Here is a 15,609-nt window from a genome sequence, read left to right on the forward strand (position 1 = left end):
TCACAGCTCGGAGAGGATTCGGTTCAGCTCGTCAGGCTTCACGGGCTTGACCAGATGCCGGTCGAACCCGGCGCGCAGTGCCTGGTCCCGTCCTTCGGGGCTGCCGTAGCCCGTCATGGCCACCAGCCGGATGTCATTGCCCACCTGGGCGCGCAGCGTCTGCGCCACCCGGTAGCCGTCCAGCCCTGGCAGGCCGATGTCCACCAGCGCCAGCTCGGGCGTCTGCGCCACCGCGAGCGCCACGCCCTGGAGGCCGTCCGGCGCCACCGCCACCTGGTGGCCCCACAGCTCCAGCAGGTCGCGCATGGCCTGACGCGCATCCGAGTTGTCCTCCACCACCAGGACGCGCCGGCCGCGGCGGAGGTCCACCGCGTCGCGCGCGGGCGCGGACTCGCCCATCGTGGGGTCCAGGGGCAGCTTCACCACGAACTCGCTGCCGTGGCCGGGGCCGTTGCTTCGCGCCGTCACCTCTCCGCCGTGGAGCTGGATCAACTTGCGCACCAGCGTCAGGCCAATACCCAGGCCGCCGCGCGAGCGCTCCAGCGAGGTGTCCGCCTGCGCGAACAGCTCGAAGATGTGCGGCAGCACCTCCGGCGGGATGCCGATGCCAGAGTCCTTCACCCGCACCACCGCCTGGGCCGAGCCGCCCACGCCTTCCAGTTCCACATGCAGGTGGACGCCACCCGCGTCGGTGTACTTGATGGCGTTGTCGAGCAGGTTGGTGAAGACCTGCTCCAACCGCGTGGCATCCGCCCGCAGCCAGAGCGGACCGGAAGGCAGCGAGACGTCCAGGCTCAACCCACGCGAATCCGCCATGGGCTGCACGATTTGGAGCACCTGCCGCAGCACGGGCACCAGGTCCACGTTGCCGGGGCGCAGCTCCACCTTGTCGCGGGTGATGCGGCTGACGTCGAGCAGGTCATCCACCAGCCGCGCCAGGTGGTTTGTCTGGCGCTGGATGATGCCGCGCATCCGCGCTTCCTTGTCATCGCTGGCGGGCCTGCGCTCCAGGATGCCAATGGCTGTCATGATGGCGGCCAGCGGGTTGCGCAGCTCGTGCCCCAGCATGGCCAGGAACTCGTCCTTGCGGCGGTCCATCTCCGCCAGCTCATTGGCGCGGTTGCGCGCCACCTGCTCCGCGTGGCGCAGGCGCAACAGCGACTTCACCGTGGCGATGAGCTCCGCGCCCTCGAAGGGCTGGGTGAGGTAGGCGTCCGCGCCGCCGTCCAGGCCGCGCACCTTCTTGTCGGAGGTGACGAAGGTGGCGGAGGTGTGCAGCACCGCCATGGCCGCGGTCTGGGGATTGGCGCGCAGCCGCTCGCAGACCTCGTAGCCGCTGATGTCCGGCAGCTTCACGTCGAGGATGACGACGTCCGGGCGGTGTTGCTGCGCCATCAGCAACGCGCCCATGCCGGTGGCCGCCTCCAGCACGTTGTAGCCCGCCAGCGAGAGCAGCCGGTTGACGAGGTAGCGGGTGGCGTCGTCGTCGTTGACGTTGAGGACGGTGGCCAGACGGGGCTCAACCACGGCGGCTTGCCTCCTGCTGCAACGCTTGGGAGCCCAGGCCGGCCTTGGACAGTGCGTCCCGGATGCGGGTGATGGCCACCTCGCGGCTCAGCGTGTGCTTGGCGAGGATGGCGGCCGTCTCCTTCGCCAGCCGCGAGCGCTCGGCCTCCTTCAGCTCGTGCGAGGTGTGGAGGATGACGGGGACGTCACGCGTGCGCGGGTCCGCCTTCAGCTCGTCCAGCACGTCGAAGGCGGTGATGTCCGGCAGCACGAAGTCCAGGAAGATGAGGTGCGGGGACTTCTCCCGCGCCAGCTGGACGCCTTCCTTGCCGCCAGCCGCCTCCAGCAGGACGTAGGGCATGTCCTTGAGGAGCTGCTTGAGCAGGTACCGGTGCACATCATCGTCGTCGATGATGAGGATGCGCTCCACCGGGCCGGTGCGGGCCATGGCCTGCAGCTTGCGTTGCAGCCGCACCTCGTCCACCGGCTTGAGCCAGAACTCGTCGGCGCCCAGCGCGCGGGCCTTCTGCTCGCGGTCCGTCACCGTCACCACCAGGATGGGGATGTCGCGGGTGGCCTCGTTGTTCTTCATGTCCGCCAGGAAGCCCCAGCTCGTCTCGCCCTCCAGCATGACGTCCAGCACCATGGCGGCGGGGCGCACGCGCTCCAGCACGCGCCGGGCCTCATCCGTGCTGCGCACCGGCAGCACCTGGAAGCCGGAGCGCGCCAGGTACTTCTCGTAGAGGAAGAGCGTCTGCCGGTCGTCCTCCAGCACCAGCACCGGGGCCCGGCTGGGGTCCAGGTGCTCGCTGCGCTCCGTCAGGCCGGTCATCTCCGTGACCTCCATGTGGACGCGCGGGAGGGTGACGGTGAACGTGGCGCCCTGTCCCAGCGCGCTCTTCACGGTGAGCGTGCCGCCCAGGAGCTCCGTCAGCCGGCGCGCCAGCGGCAGGCCCAGGCCGGTGCCCTTCGCCTTGCGTTGCAGGTGGCTCTCCACCTGCGAGAACTCCTCGAAGATGCGCTCGTGGTGCTCCGGCGCGATGCCAATGCCCGTGTCCTGCACGGTGAAGACCACCGTGTCCCGGGGGCCGGGCGCCGCTGACACCGTGACGTGGCCGGACTCGGTGAACTTCAGCGCGTTGGACACCAGGTTGCGCAGCACCTGGCTCAGCCGGGACTCGTCCGTCTCCAGCTCCAGCGGCGCGTCTGGCTCCACCAACCGCAGCTCCACGGGCACACCAGGCGGCAGGAGCGGTTTCATCATGCCGCGCAGCGCGCTGAGCACCTCGCGCACCACGAAGCGGCTGTGGCGCAGCGCCGCCTTGCCGGCCTCCATCTTGGAGAGGTCCAGCAGGTCATTCACCAGCTCGAAGAGGGCCTCCGCGGAGTTGCGGATGAACTGGACCTGCTTCTCCTGCTCGGAGCTCAGGGGGCCGTTGATGGGGTTGAGCAGCACCTTCGACAGGCCGAGGATGGAGTGCAGCGGGGTGCGGAACTCGTGGCTGACGTTGGCCACCACGCGGCTCTTGATTTCCGCGGCCAATTGGAGGCTTTCGGCCTTCTCATCCAGCGCGGCGTGGAGGCTGCGCACGCCGCGGTTGGACTCCTCCAGCTCGTTGTTGAGGCGGGCCAGTTCGTCCGCGCGGCGCTTGAGCTCGCGCTGCTGGCGCTCCGTCTCACGGTGGAGCGCGGACATCTCGCTCAGGGTGGTGCTCACCCGCTCGAGCGCGCTGCCGTAGTCCTCCGGCACCAGGCTGCCCACCAGCAGCACGCCTCCGTCATGGGGCCGGGCGCGGAAGGCGAACGTGGTGGGCACCTGGTCCCGGCAGAGGATGAGCTCCCAGCCCTCCACCTTCTCGTCGCGCGCCTGGACCAGCAGCCGGTCCACCTTCTCCTCAGTGCCCTGGGCCGCCAGGCCGCGCAGCGTCTGTCCGGGATTGGCGGCGAGGACGTTCCGGGCGCGAGCGTCCACCCAGGTGAGGGTGCCGCCCGCGTCGCAGGCCAGGGCGACCTCGCGGCTGAGGTCGTCGAAGAACTGCGGCTCGGCGGAGGCGGGAAGCCTCATGAACGAGTCTCCTCCCAGGACACCCCCGCTTCGGCGAGGAGTGTCCGTGCTTCGGGGTGACGAGAGCCCAGCACGGACTTCAACATGCCCAGCACACTGGGAAATGCCAGGAGGCCAAATCCGCGCCGCGGCCAGAAGCCGGCGTACCAGCGCACATGGTCGCCCAGCAGGTCGGGCTTCCCGGCGGCGAGCGCGTCGGCCACGTAGGACAGCTGCAACTGGAGCTCTTCCTCCAGGCGGGGCTGGTCCTCGGGGATGATGTAGAGCGTGAGGCGCGCCGTGGCGGCGCGCGCGAGCTCGGGCGCCTCCTCTTCCAGCAGGCGGGCTGGACCCTCCTGGTAGCGCAGGGCCTGTCGCGCGGCGCCCACGTAGTCGTGGGGTTCGCTCCCGGGGCCCCAGCCTTCCGCTTCCAGCGCGGCGGCCAGCCCGGCGAAGTGCCGGTCCAGATGGCGCGAGCACATGCCGCGCGACACCAGCAGGGTGCGCAGCCAGCAGGCGTAGCCCTCCAGGACAGAGGGGAGGTGCTCGTCCAGGGCCTGCACCAGGTAGCGGATGTGGAAGCGCGCGTCCTCGTCACCGAAGCGCTGCGCGCGCTCCAGCCCGTAACGGGCGGCCCAGAAGGGGTCCTGATAGAGCGCCTCCTGAGAGGCGGTGGCCAGCCGGTCCGCCCGTGCTTCCACGCTCTTGCTCACGCTCTCCATGGTGCTTTCAGACTCCCAGGACCCGGCAGGCGGACGCGACGAACTGCCGCGCGTCCTTGCCGAAGAAGTTCACGCCCAGCTCCTCCTCCAGTCCGGGGGCCCAGTTGAAGGCCAGGCCGCCCACGGCGATGGGGACCTCCGGGAGCGTCCTGCGCACGTGCGCCACGGCGTCGCGGAGCGCGGGCAGGTGGTACGTCATCGTCACGGAGAGGGCGACCAGGTCCGGACGAAGCTCGTTCGTCATGCGGGCCAGGTGCTCCGGTGGAACGTTGGCGCCCAGGAAGCGCACGTCGAAGCCGGCCATCTCCAGGAAGTCGCTGGACATGCGCGCGCCCACTTCATGCAGCTCGCCCTGGACGCAGGAGACGAGGACGACTTTGCCGTTGAATGAATCCCTGGGCAGGTGCCGGTACAGGTGCGCGAGCGCGAGCTGGGAGACGGCGGTCGCCAGGTGCTCCTGCGCCACGGAGATGACGTTCTCCTGCCACAGCCGGCCGATTTCATACTGGGCGGGCTGGATGACCTCCAGGTGCAGCGTCTGGAGGGGGATGCCCCGCAGCAGTCCCTCGTCCACGAGCAGCCGCAACGCCTCGCGCCGGTTCCCGGCGAGCTGCGCTGCGAGATACGCATTCAGCAGGCCCGTCAGGGCGGAGTCATTGGAGGTGAGCACGGGCGCCGGGAAGGGGAGGGCGAGAGGGCAACGTACCGGGGTTGTGTTTCTCAGTTACAGCGAACTGGCCCCGATTTCATCGCCAACCTGACAGTGCCCGGCCCTTCTTTCACGCGCTCGCGTGCCCGCTTGCTTGTAGCTTTTACCGATTCGGAGGGCGGCATTGTACCTGGGTACAAGGACGCCGCGCGGATTCCCGAAGAGTCCCCAGGAAACACGGGACTGAAAAGTCCGAGTGACAGTTCTCCGTGGCCGCGGTGTTTCCCTGTCCGCGGCAACCGAGGGAGGCGAGCGAGCGGTGTCAATCGATGTGGAGGCCTACTACCGGCGCTATGGCCCCCAGGTGCTCCGGCGCTGCCGCTTCCTCTTGCGTGACGAGGAGAAGGCCGTGGACGCCATGCACGACGTGTTCGTGCAGTTGCTGCGCTACCAGGGGGCGCTGAAGGACGCGGCGCCGTCGAGCCTGTTGCACCGGATTGCCACCACGGTGTGCCTCAACAGGCTGCGCGGCGCGAAGCGGCGTCCGGAGGACCGGGAGGACGAACTGGTGCTGCAGATTGCCTCCGCCGACGACACCGAGTCCCGCACCGCCGCGCGCGGCCTGCTGGACCGCCTCTTCGGCCGGGTGCCCGCGTCCAGTCAGGACATCGCGGTGCTGCACCTGGTGGATGGGATGACGCTGGAGGAGACGGCCCGCGAAGTGGGGCTGTCCGTGTCCGGCGTGCGCAAGCGCCTGCGGGCGCTGACGGCAGTGCTGCAAGAGCTGGAGCTGGAGGCCGCATGACATCCGCCCACCACCGCACCCCGGATTGGTTGCTGGAACGAATCGCCCTGGGCGAGCTGCCGCCCGCGGAGCTGGCCGCCGCCCGCGCCCGGCTGGCCGAGGAACCCGACGGTCTGGCTCGGCTCGCGGCGCTGGAGTCCGACACGCGCGCCACGCTGGAGGCGCTGCCGCCCGCCCGGGTGGTCCGCGAAGTGGAAGCGCGTGCGGCCCGGCAGGACGCGCCCCGCCCGGCCTTCCGTCTGTCGCCCGCGTGGGGCCTGGTGCCGGCGCTCGCCGCGGTGGCGCTGGTCATGGTGGCCCTGCCTTCCTCGGAAACCGGGCACGGCACGGCCCCGGGAGACACCCGGGAGGTCACGCGCATCAAGGGGCTGGCGCCGCAGCTCGTCATCCACCGGCAGTCCGCCGCCCGCCCGGAGCGGCTGGCCGACGGGGCCGCCGCCGCCGCGGGTGACGTGGTGCAGGTGGCGTACATCGCCTCGGGCCGCTCACATGGCGTCATCGTCTCCCTGGATGGCAACGGCGCCGTCACCCTCCACGCGCCGGACGAGGGCTCCCAGTCCATGGCCCTGGTGCCGTCGGGAACGCAGGTGTTGCCGCGCGCCTACGAACTGGACGATGCCCCGGGGTTCGAGCGCTTCTTCTTCGTTTCGTCCGATGCGCCCTTCGACGTGGCGGTGGTGCTGGCCGCCGCGGAGGCCCTGGCTGGAAATCCCGACGCCTCCTCGGCACCTCTGTCATTGCCCGGGAACTTGACGCAGGCCTCCCTCACGCTGGAAAAGCATGAGTGATGAAATCCTTTGCGCTCCTCGCATTCGGGCTGTGGGCGGGGACAGCCACCGCTGAGTCCCGGTACGCACCCCGCCTTTCGCTGATGGGCGAGCAGGGGGCCTTCGCCCAGCAGTCGGGGGACGAGGTCTCCGAGTCCTCCTCGCGAGGGCTGCGCCGGGGCTCCACCCACATGGAGTTCTGGTTGAGCGACATCCAGGTCGCCAACATGGGGGTGAAGCTGGGCGGCGGGGCCGTCTACTTCACGCTGATGGCGGGCCTGGAGCCGGGCCGCGACGCGCGCTTCAGCTTCGCGGCGGGCGTGGGCGGGCACATGACGCTGTCCCAGCGGCTCTGGGTGGACCTGGACGTGACGGGCGGCGCCGTCCAGCCGGTGCGCAACCCGCTGGAGGGTGACGGCGGCAATGTGCTGGGGCAGGCCCGCTTGATGCTGGGCTTCCAGCTCATGCCCCGCCTGGCCGTGTTCGCCGGGCCCACCTACAACGCGTGGTTCTCCTGGGGCGCGTCGGACTTCGACTCCATCACCCGGCTGTCCATCCGGGAGACCCATCCGGAGCCGGATCAACGTCTCCAGCACTGGCCCGGCGTCCAGGTGGGCCTCCACATCTGAGGCCCGCCCGGAAGGGTGGTTTCAGTTTTCGACCTTGCTGGCGCGCAGGACGGTGGCCGCGCCCGCGGGGCCCGCGTTGGGCCGCGTCTCCAAGGTGCCCTGAATCTTGAGCCCGGTGCCGTCCAGCGTCTTTCGGATCAACGCATCCGTCTGCTCGTCCGAGCCCTTCGTCACCGCCGACAGCTCCAGCTCGTGCACGGGGATGGGCTCCGCGTCCGGCTTGTCCACCGGGAAGGCGTTGTAGGTGGGGCAGGGCGGGGCGAAGCAGCGCACGCCACTGTCCTTGACGATGTAGACGGCGCTCTCACCCGGCTTGGGCTGGGAGTCATGGCTGGGCGGTGGGGTCATGGTGGGCGTTCCGTTCTCGCTGGAGGGGGGGCCATTCTCGCTCGCCAGTGGAGAGGACGTCGCGGCGGGCGACTTGCTACATCCGGAGACGAAGCCTACGACAAGGGCGGCGAGCACCAGCGAGCGGCTGTTCATGACGGGCTCCAGGGGAGGAAAGAGGCGCCAGTGTGCTCTGGCCCGTTGCCGGGGGCCAGTCTGTCTCGTGAATTGGTGACTGGCGGTCAGTTGCAGATGGACATTGCTGTTCTCCGTCGCTCAGGGTTCGTTGACGGACTGGAGTGCAGGGGCTACATCCGGCCTCGTAGATCGGCCTTCGCGGCCGAGACCCGTAAGGACGCCCTCCGATGGAATTCCGCATCGCCGCCGACGAGCTGAAGAAGGCCCTCTACCGCGCCCAGGGCATCGTGGAGCGCAAGACGACGATGCCCATCCTGGCGAACGTGCTCGTCACCGCGAACAAGGGCGGCATCACCGTCACCGCGTTCGACCTGGACATCGGCGTCGTGTCCGAGCACCCGGCCGAGGTCATCAAGACGGGCGCCGTCACGCTGAGCGCCAAGTACGTCTTCGACATCGTCCAGAACCTCCCGGACGCGCAGGTCACGCTGAAGAAGCTGGCCAACAACTACGTGGACATCTCCAGCGGCTCGGCCCACTTCAAAATCGTGGGCATGGCGGCCGAGGAGTACCCCAAGCTGCCGAAGGAAGAGAACGCGCCCCTGGTGCAGGTGGGGGGCAACACGCTGCTGGAGATGATCAAGAAGACGCAGTTCGCCATCTCCAGCGACGAGACGCGCTATATCCTCAACGGCGTCTTCTTCGAGCCCCAGTCCACCGGCAAGGTCCGCATGGTGGCGACCGACGGCCACCGTCTGGCGCTGGTGGAGCGCGAGCTGCCGGGCGACTTCAAGCTCAAGAGCGGCGTCATCATCCCCCGCAAAGGCCTGATGGAGCTCAAGCGCCTGCTGGACGAGGCGCCGGATGCGGAGTGCTACCTGGGCTTCGCGGAGAACTCGGCGCTGTTCAAGAAGCCGGGCCTCACCATGGTGATGCGCCTCATCGACGGCCAGTTCCCGGAGTACCAGCGCGTCATCCCCAAGGAAGGGGAGAAGGTCGTCCTGGTGCCCAAGGTGCGCCTGCTGGAGAGCCTCAAGCGCATCGCCCTGCTGTCGGCGGACAAGAGCAACGCGGTCCGCATCGGCCTGGAGGAGAACCAGCTCATCATCACCGCGAGCAACCCGGACCTGGGCGAGGCCAAGGACGTGCTGGAGCTGGCCTACCGCGGCAACGGCATCACCATCGGCTTCAACGCGCGCTACCTGATGGATGTGCTCTCCGTGACGGAGACGGACGAGGTCTCCTTCGAGCTGGGTGACGAGCACAGCCCCGGCGTGCTCCACGCCCCCGGCGACCGGAGCTTCACCGCCGTCGTCATGCCCATGCGCGTGTGAGTCGGGTGGGCCCCCTCGAGAGGGCCCGCACCGTTCACTCGTGTCGCGTCGGCCCCCTGGGGGGCCTGACACCCGGCCGGTGCCTTCCTATGGTGAGGGCATGGCCACGCACCCGGACAACCTGCGCGCCCGGCTGGAGGACCGCGCGGACCTCCTGGAGGCCACGCGTCTTCGCTATCGCGCCCTGCGCGGCATGCTGGCGTCCTTCTTCTGGAAGCAGCGGGTGCGCTCGGAGTTCGAGTTGCTGCTGGAGGTGGCGCGCGCGCAGCCGGAGGTGGACGCCACCCTGGCCGCGCTGAAGCGCCGCGCCGCCGCGGAAGGGTGGCCGGTGAACGCCGCGCCCATGAAGTTGATGCGCGAGGTGGAGCGCCTGCGGGAGGACGTGCGGCGCGTGGCCTTCAAGCGGCTGCCTGCGGAGGGCCAGCCCGCGACGCTGGGCGAGGCGCTGCTGAAGTTGGAAGAGACGGTGCTGGAGGCCGGGCCGCTCCTGGGGCGGCACATCTGGGCGCGGGCGGTGGAGCTGTTGCCGCGCAACCTCCCGGAGCTGCGCGCCGCGTGCGCCGCCGCGGAGGTGTTCGAGCACGTCTTCAAGCGGCCCGCGCCGGAAGGGGTGCTGCCCTTCACGGTGGAGGAGGCGGAGGCGCTTCAGCGGGCCTTGCCGCTGGCGGAGACGGCGCTGGCGGCGCTGTGGCAGCGGCTGGAGCACTTCGATACGCGGGGGCAGGTGAAGGGCTTCCTGCAAGCCCGCGTCTCTCGCGCGCCGCAGCGGGTGCCTCGCAGTGGGCCGGAGCTGCTGCTGCACGTGGCGTTCTGGCGGGGCGTGGCTTGGGCGCGGCTGCGCGCTTCGTTGGAGGAGCGGTTGGCCCCGGTGGTGCCCGCGGACGCCGAGGTGCCGGCGCTGTTGGTGTGGCTGGCGGCGCGCGAGGGGCGCTTCGAGCGGGGCGCGGAGCCTCGGATGGGCGGGCCGGGGCTGTTCGCGCCCGAGGCGCCTGGCTCGCAGCTGCGGACGGGCGGGGCCGTAGGGCTGCGCGGCGTGGGCGTGGAGGGGGCCGGGGAGGTGCGGCTTCCGGCCTGCGAGGTTTTTGGCGAAGGGCGCGCCGGGCTCTTCGAACTGGCCGCGCAGCTGGCGGCGCTGTCTCGCGAGCGTCCCGTGGGCACGTGGGATGAGGAGACCGCGTGGGCGCGGCTGTGGAACGCGGCGCAGCGGGCTCGAGGCGAGCAGGGCGAGGACGTGGAGCGGCTGCGGGACGCGCTGCGGCTGTTCATCCTCCTTCGCGGCCAGGGACAGACACCCGCGCGCCTGTTCTCTCCCGAGCGGGCGCGGGTTCCCACGGTGGAAAGCGGGGCCGACGCGGGGGCGGCCGTGAAGGACCTTCCCGCGCTGGTGCATGCGGCCCGCGCGGCGGCGTGGCGCGGACGCTAGGCCGCGGCGCGGGGGCCTACGGCGGAGGGGCCGGCATTGGCTGTGTTGGGCTTGCTCTCATGGGGGCTGTGGCCGCACGGCGGCGTGGCCGCGGCGCGGGGGCCGGCATTGGCCCTGTTGGGCTTGCTCTCATGGGGGGATGTGGCCGCGCGGCGGCTAGGCTGCGGCGCGGGGGCCTACGGCGGAGAGGCCGGCATTGGCCGTGCTGGGCTTGCTCTCAGGGGTGTCTGTGATGGCCGCGCGGCGGCGTGGCGGAGACGCTCGCCACCGCGTGTGGGGCCAAGAAGACAGTCACGCGGGCGACAGCGTGGCCTGTCCGGCTTGATGCTCGCTGACGGGCAGCAGCCGCGATGCCAGGCCCGCGAGGAGCGCGTCCTCTGTCAGGGCCACGGCCACATCCGGAACGCCTAGCTTCTTCGTGGCGGTGCGCCGCAGCGAATAGAAGGCCCAGCTCGATGCCAGCGCCGCCAGGGCGCCCAGGGCAGCCGCCGCGAGCCGTCCGCCGCGTTGGCGCTCTGTCGTCACCGAGGCCGCGGCCAGGGCACCCGACAACATCCGGCCCGTCAACGGCACGGCGGCGACACGCGGGGGCGCCATCGGCAGCTTGTCCGCGACAAGCTCACCCACGGCGAGCAGGCCCAGCACGCGCGGCGTCCACGGATGCGCCAGGGTCCTGGCGAGCCGGTTCTCGCTGTCGGGCTGTGTCTTCGTGAGCCAGCGGCTCGCCAGCGCCGGCGCGCTCATGCTCCGCATTCCCGCCAGCACGCCCAATCCCAGGGCCCTCAACCCGTGTCCTCGATTCATGGCCTCTATCTCCTCCTCCAACTGCGTTTCTCGCCGCCCTGGCGCCCGCTGCGCGAAGAACTGCACCGGGGCCGTTCCCAGCGCATGGCCGGCGTGCGCCAGCCGGCCGTGGCTCGCGAGCTGACCGACGAGCTCCGGGTGCTTCAACGCCAGCTCGCGCACCCGCACGTGCGTCAGCCGGTGCCACGCGCGCTGATAGCGCGGAGCCACCATCGCGAAGCCCAGCCGGCTCCACCAATTGGGGAACTGGCCGGGACGCCAGGCCGCCTCGATGTGGAAGCGCACCTCGCCGCTCTCGTGCTCCTTCTTGAGCAGGAACCACTCGCGCCCGGCCTCGATGTGTCCATCGAGCGTCTCGAAGCTGAAGCCGAAGATGCTGCACCCCTCGTCGTGCTCCTCGCGCGTGCCTCCCACCCGCACGCCGCACAGGTAGCGCAGCTGCTGCCCCAGCGCGCGCAGCTCCAGCAGCACCGTGCGGCCCTGCATCGGCTCCTCGGCGGAGAAGTGCCAGGCGACGATGCGCGGGTCGGAGAAGTCGAAGGTCTCCAGCACCTGCTGGGCGCGCTCGAAGAGTCCGCCCGGGGCAGGGCGCCCTGGCGACTCGCGGCCGAGCACGCTCTCTGAGCGGACCTGGCTCCACCCGCCCTGCAGCGTCATCTCTCCGGAGACCTCCGGGAAGTTGCGCGCCAGCGAGCGAGCCCGCGCCAGCCGGGGCACCATTTCCTCTTCCGTCCAGCCGGAGAACCAGCGCCACTCAATCATTGTCTTCCGTCTCCCCGCGCCAGGAAGGTGGGCCCGTGGGCGGTGTCGCCGCCGGGCGGTTCGTCCTCCAGCTCGGTGGTGTCCGCGTGGATGACGCCATGCACCCCGTCACCGGCCGTCAGCGCGGCGCGCAGGACGAACTCGGTCCAGGTGTTGGTCTGCATGGCGTCTCCGGCGGTGACGAAGCCGAGGTAGTGGAACGTCGAGCCGGAGCGCGCCCGGCTGCGGATGTGGAAGATGACATCGTCGCGCGCGTTCCGGTAAGCGCCGAAGGTGATGCGGCCCGCCTCCGGGTGCCCGTGGAGCGTGCCGAGCGTGAAGCTCTGGGCGTCCTGGTGGATGACGCGCACGGCGAAGGTGCCCGCGCCCTGAATCTTCACCGTCAGCTCGTCGCCCAGTTCCAGCGGCTGGCCCCCGCGTTCCGGGTGTCCGCGCTCGAAGACGCAGAGTTCGGACGGAGCGAACTCTGCGAAGCGCACGGCCACCCAGCGCATGAGCTCCTTGGGGGAGACCCGGCAGTCGCGGATGACCGCCCAGTAGTCGCGCTGGAGCAGGGGGCCTGCCCCTTCTTCAGGGAGCTGCAGTTCGCCTGACGGGTTGGCATCTGTGTGCATGGACTCGCTCGCCATCTCGCCGTTTGCCTCCATCGGTCACACCATGATGGGGACCGCTCCGCTGAGCTGCATGGCGCGGCCCGGCGGAAGAGCGCTGCATGCGGCGGGCCTGTCTGCCCGCCCTGGGAGGGAGCATGGAGATGGACGTCAACCCGGCGAGCCGGGCTTCGGAGCATGAGTACATGGACGTGCCCCCGGTGGTGCGGGCGGAGCACGCCGAGGCGTCACTGACGCGCTTGATTGAACAGCAGACGGCGAAGGTGCCCTCGCACGTGTTCCTGGTGGCGAGCCTCGTCTCGATGGGCGCTTCCTTCGTCTTGGAGGTGACGGGCCGCTCGCGCCCCAGCCGCTTCATCGGCCAGTGGGTGTCACCCCTGCTGGTGATGGGCGTCTACAACAAGCTGGTGAAGATTTTCGGTCCGCGGTGAGGCTGTGTGCCCATGCGGCCCATCGCGTCGTGGTGAAGAACACCGCGTTCCGTGCCTCGTATGAGGTGGAGGGGGCACGGAAGGTGAGAAGCCGAGGGCCTCGGGGCGTAACGTGCCGTTCCAAACAGGATAGGGTCCGCTTGAGATGCGCATCCATCCTGGCTTGGGGCTCTCACTGCTTGTTGCGTTCTGGCTGGGTTGCTCCACCACCGCAAAGACTCCCATTCAGCGAGGAGCGCACGCGGCGACGGAGGCGTGTTCCGCTTCGCATGAGGACCGTTGCGTCAGCCTCCTTTGCGAGGGGGACTCATGTGGCTTCTACCGCTGCGAGGACCTGCTCGGTGAAGTGGAGTTGGCGCGCTTTCCTCCCGCACGTCCGCCTGTGGCCGCGTCAGCGCCGGGCCGTGGACCTCGGAGAAATTGGGGAGGTGGGCAGCAGCTTCCACGCGGGGCTGTCATGGTCTTCCCCAACTGGAATGGTGGTTCCTCGCGGGTCATTCCTCCGTCGCACCGGCTAACGCCCGGTCGCTGGGAAAAGCACCACATCTTCCCGCAGGCAGAAGACCTGGCTCGATGGTTCGAAGGGCAGGGCGTGAAAATCCACAGCTACACCATGCCCATTCCTCGTGACGTGCACCGGCGGATTCATGGGCCCCTTGGCAATGGTGGCGCGTGGAACAAAGCATGGCGTGAGTTCCGAGACCGGAACCGGAACGCGAGCGCAGAGGAGATTTTCAAGCATGCGGGGGAGTTGATTCATCGCTTCGAGCTCATCGGTGGTCCGATTCAGCCCTATTATTCCCGCCCTGGCGCGTAGGGACCCATGACCCGATTCTTCTGGCTGCGTGAAGACGAAGCGGCAACGGCCGCCTTCAGTGGAAGCTTCAACGCCGCGCACAAGTGGAGTCTGCCCGGCGTGAAGTGCTCCGCCTGTGGCACGACCTGGAGTTCCTGGGGGAACCACTATCCCCTCGTGGACCTGTCGCAGCTGCCGGAGCGTGCCGCGTTCGAGAAGGCCCGGCCGGAGTCGTTCACGGAGTTCTCCCGTCTTCGGGAACTGGTACGCCCCTTGGCTCCTCCGGATGCGGAGCTGCCGCCTGGCGCGGCCTTCGGGCCATTGGTTGGCACTGCGTCCGGCGAATTCGGTCCATTCACATGGCAGGGGACGTCGCTATTGCTCGTACGCCGCGATGCGATGGAGCGCCTGCAAGCCGAAGGTGTACGCGGTCTGCTGGGCGGACAAACGGAACTGCGATTCCGCAAGAAGGAGTCACCGGAGTTGCTGGACCTCCAACTGGAGCCACGCGGTCTGCTGCATCCGGAGTGCATCCCATCCGACGCATCGCCGCCGTGTCCAACCTGCGGACGGCACGCCTTTGCTCGACCCGATGCCCCCATCCTCGCTGCAGCTTCGCTCCCGGCGGACGTGGACGCGTTCCGGCTCGTGAACTTCGCGACGATGATTATCGGGACCGACCGGTTCGTGGATGCGGTGAGGCGCCTCGGGCTGGAGGGAATCGCCTGCCGGGAACTTCCTACCCGCTGACCTCGACGACGCCCAGCGGCAATCCCTGTCCGTTCACCAGGGCCTCGAAGCGGTGTGGCCCGGCGTAGTGCTTGCGTGTGGAGAGCTGCGCGAAGGAGACGCGCTTGCTCACCGTCTCCGCTTGTCCTGGGCCCAGCAGCAGCTCGCGCACCTTGAACACCTTGGGCCGCGCCTCGCCGTTCGCCTTCTGGAAATGCACCGCGAGGTCCACCACCAGCGTCTGCTGCTGCTTCGAGCGGTTGGTCACCTCGAAGTGGACCTCCACCGTTTCGCCCAGCGCCGCGCGGCGGGGCAGCTTCGTCACGCGGGCCTCGATGCCCGACGGCGGCCGCGCGCCCACCACCGCCAGCGCCGCGGGCTCTCCGCGCTTGATGGACGAGCGCAGCGCATGGCGCACCAGCCACTCCCGCTCCGGCGTGGCGTTCTTCATCCACGCCGTCGCCACCTGCACGAGCAGGGCGGGGTGGTCCTTACCGATGTCGTTCAGGTTGTTGGCCACCGAGCGGCGCACGTACAGCGCCGGGTCGTCCTTCAGTCGCTCCAGCAGCGCGAGCACCGGTGTGGGGTCCTTCTGGAACTCGCGCAGCCGTGAGGCCCACGGCAGGCGCGTGCGCGTGCCCTCTGACACGAGCCGCCGGACATGCTCGCTCGGGTCCTCTGTCCACTCGCGCAGGCGGGCCAGCGTCTTCGCGGTGTGCCGCTCCAGGTAGGGCCGGATGGAGTACTCCGCGGTGAAGCGCTGGGTGAGCGCGTGCTGGGCGCGCATGGACGGCTCGAAGTGCTCCAGGCCGCGCTCCGCCACGAAAATCGTGTGCGGCAGATAGAAGAAGGTCGCCATGGCCCCTCCCTCCGTGGCCTCCGTCCGGGGGCCGAGCGAGCGCAGCAGCACCTCCACCGCCTCCGGGTAGTCTTGGGGCAGCGCACGGTGCATCGCGCCAGCGATATGACGCGCCCGGTCCATCAACTCATGGCCATCCAGGCCCTTCACGGCCTCTCGGATGAACGCAGCGCGAGGGAAGGTCGGCGCCGCGGCGTGGAGTGACGCGCCGAGGCGTTCGACGAGCCGCGCGTCGAAGAAGGTCTTGAGGGGGTCTGCCATGGGGCGCGCATC

At 69.7% G+C, this 15,609-nt stretch carries 16 protein-coding genes; 8 read left to right on the forward strand and 8 right to left on the reverse strand.

Going from position 1 to position 15,609, the window contains the following annotated elements:
• The 4 genes from FMP39_RS02595 to FMP39_RS02610 are packed head-to-tail and all read right to left on the reverse strand — an operon-like array spanning position 1 to position 4,942.
• On the reverse strand, positions 1–1,527 hold the full coding sequence (locus FMP39_RS02595; RefSeq protein WP_141588440.1) for a response regulator: 1,527 nt from the start codon (positions 1,525–1,527) through the stop codon (positions 1–3).
• Complete coding sequence (locus FMP39_RS02600) at positions 1,520–3,571, reverse strand: hybrid sensor histidine kinase/response regulator (protein ID WP_141588441.1); 2,052 nt, start codon at positions 3,569–3,571, stop codon at positions 1,520–1,522. Before FMP39_RS02600 ends, FMP39_RS02595 begins: the two co-directional genes overlap by 8 nt.
• Positions 3,568–4,272 carry a hypothetical protein gene (locus FMP39_RS02605; RefSeq protein WP_141588442.1) on the reverse strand — a complete coding sequence of 235 codons (705 nt, stop codon included), beginning with the start codon at positions 4,270–4,272 and terminating at the stop codon, positions 3,568–3,570. Before FMP39_RS02605 ends, FMP39_RS02600 begins: the two co-directional genes overlap by 4 nt.
• Positions 4,273–4,279: 7 nt before the next feature.
• Positions 4,280–4,942, reverse strand: a complete 663-nt coding sequence (locus FMP39_RS02610; protein ID WP_141588443.1) for a B12-binding domain-containing protein — start codon at positions 4,940–4,942, stop codon at positions 4,280–4,282.
• A 298-nt stretch (positions 4,943–5,240) separates the two neighbouring features.
• On the opposite strand from FMP39_RS02610, the gene FMP39_RS02615 reads away from it, so the two are divergent.
• From FMP39_RS02615 to FMP39_RS02625, 3 genes are read left to right on the forward strand one after another with little or no spacing between them, the layout of a single operon-like run.
• Positions 5,241–5,726 (forward strand): RNA polymerase sigma factor, encoded by a 486-nt coding sequence (locus FMP39_RS02615; RefSeq protein ID WP_026113921.1) that lies wholly within the window; start codon positions 5,241–5,243, stop codon positions 5,724–5,726.
• A complete protein-coding gene (locus FMP39_RS02620) occupies positions 5,723–6,514 on the forward strand; it encodes an ActD-like protein (protein ID WP_141588444.1) in 792 nt (263 codons plus the stop codon). Before FMP39_RS02615 ends, FMP39_RS02620 begins: the two co-directional genes overlap by 4 nt.
• Positions 6,514–7,122 carry a peptidase gene (locus FMP39_RS02625; protein ID WP_141588489.1) on the forward strand — a complete coding sequence of 203 codons (609 nt, stop codon included), beginning with the start codon at positions 6,514–6,516 and terminating at the stop codon, positions 7,120–7,122. Before FMP39_RS02620 ends, FMP39_RS02625 begins: the two co-directional genes overlap by 1 nt.
• Positions 7,123–7,143: 21 nt before the next feature.
• Here FMP39_RS02625 and FMP39_RS02630 read toward each other — a convergent pair whose 3' ends face one another.
• Complete coding sequence (locus FMP39_RS02630; protein WP_141588445.1) at positions 7,144–7,605, reverse strand: DUF6748 domain-containing protein; 462 nt, start codon at positions 7,603–7,605, stop codon at positions 7,144–7,146.
• 209 nt (positions 7,606–7,814) lie between these two features.
• On the opposite strand from FMP39_RS02630, the gene dnaN reads away from it, so the two are divergent.
• Complete coding sequence (gene dnaN, locus FMP39_RS02635; protein ID WP_090490944.1) at positions 7,815–8,921, forward strand: DNA polymerase III subunit beta; 1,107 nt, start codon at positions 7,815–7,817, stop codon at positions 8,919–8,921.
• A 100-nt stretch (positions 8,922–9,021) separates the two neighbouring features.
• Positions 9,022–10,344, forward strand: coding sequence for a hypothetical protein (locus FMP39_RS02640; RefSeq protein WP_194858205.1), 1,323 nt, complete (start codon positions 9,022–9,024; stop codon positions 10,342–10,344).
• A 291-nt stretch (positions 10,345–10,635) separates the two neighbouring features.
• On the opposite strand, the gene FMP39_RS02645 is transcribed toward FMP39_RS02640, so the two are convergent.
• Positions 10,636–11,910: a DUF1990 family protein gene (locus tag FMP39_RS02645; RefSeq protein WP_141588447.1), complete on the reverse strand. Its 1,275-nt coding sequence runs from the start codon at positions 11,908–11,910 to the stop codon at positions 10,636–10,638.
• The gene (locus FMP39_RS02650) at positions 11,907–12,539 is read right to left on the reverse strand and encodes a DUF1990 family protein (RefSeq protein ID WP_141588448.1); all 633 of its coding nucleotides are present in this window, start codon (positions 12,537–12,539) and stop codon (positions 11,907–11,909) included. The genes FMP39_RS02645 and FMP39_RS02650 overlap by 4 nt, the downstream gene beginning before the upstream one ends.
• A 119-nt stretch (positions 12,540–12,658) precedes the next feature.
• Between FMP39_RS02650 and FMP39_RS02655 the strand changes: the two genes are divergently transcribed.
• The 3 genes from FMP39_RS02655 (at position 12,659) to FMP39_RS02665 (ending at position 14,498) form a co-directional block, all read left to right on the forward strand.
• On the forward strand, positions 12,659–12,952 hold the full coding sequence (locus tag FMP39_RS02655) for a hypothetical protein (RefSeq protein ID WP_228557595.1): 294 nt from the start codon (positions 12,659–12,661) through the stop codon (positions 12,950–12,952).
• Between the two features lie 145 nt (positions 12,953–13,097).
• Positions 13,098–13,769 carry a TIGR02269 family lipoprotein gene (locus FMP39_RS02660; protein WP_141588450.1) on the forward strand — a complete coding sequence of 224 codons (672 nt, stop codon included), beginning with the start codon at positions 13,098–13,100 and terminating at the stop codon, positions 13,767–13,769.
• Positions 13,770–13,775: 6 nt separating this feature from the next.
• Entirely contained in the window at positions 13,776–14,498 is a 723-nt protein-coding gene (locus tag FMP39_RS02665) for a double-CXXCG motif protein (RefSeq protein ID WP_141588451.1), read from the forward strand.
• On the opposite strand, the gene FMP39_RS02670 is transcribed toward FMP39_RS02665, so the two are convergent.
• Positions 14,488–15,597 carry a DNA alkylation repair protein gene (locus tag FMP39_RS02670; RefSeq protein WP_141588452.1) on the reverse strand — a complete coding sequence of 370 codons (1,110 nt, stop codon included), beginning with the start codon at positions 15,595–15,597 and terminating at the stop codon, positions 14,488–14,490. The two genes, FMP39_RS02665 and FMP39_RS02670, sit on opposite strands and share 11 nt — an antisense overlap.
• Positions 15,598–15,609 lie beyond the last annotated feature (12 nt).

The sequence above is a fragment of the Myxococcus sp. AB056 genome (assembly GCF_006547365.1).
Lineage (GTDB): Bacteria > Myxococcota > Myxococcia > Myxococcales > Myxococcaceae > Myxococcus > Myxococcus virescens.